1 protein-coding gene is annotated in these 299 nt (G+C 55.2%); it reads left to right on the top strand.

Annotated elements, in window-relative coordinates; translation table 11 throughout:
* Positions 1-97 precede the first annotated feature (97 nt).
* Positions 98-299, top strand: a 202-nt coding sequence (locus EN851_RS35460) for a helix-turn-helix domain-containing protein (protein WP_281041136.1), incomplete at its 3' end; no start/stop codon positions are given.

The raw sequence follows: 299 nt of genomic DNA, 5'->3' as shown, positions 1-299 counted from the left end.
TTCGTTCGCAATCCGCCGAAAAGCTTGTCAAAAATTATCATTGCCCGGAAATTACGTCAATAGTACTGACATAATTCCCGCCTCGCATGGAGAAATGATGACGAGCCCCGCAGCCGGAAAACCGATCAGGACGGCCATCACCGATGAGGACGGCATCGACTTCGCCATCATCGAACTGTTTTTCTTCGCCTATCGCGATTTCACCTCCGATCCGGACCAGATCCTTGCCGATTACGGCTTCGGCCGCGCCCATCATCGTGTGCTGCACTTCGTCAACCGCAGGCCGGGCCTGACCGTCG

It is taken from the genome of Mesorhizobium sp. M8A.F.Ca.ET.208.01.1.1 (genome assembly GCF_004791315.1).
Lineage (GTDB): Bacteria > Pseudomonadota > Alphaproteobacteria > Rhizobiales > Rhizobiaceae > Mesorhizobium.
This window is presented reverse-complemented; position numbering and strand designations above follow the sequence as displayed.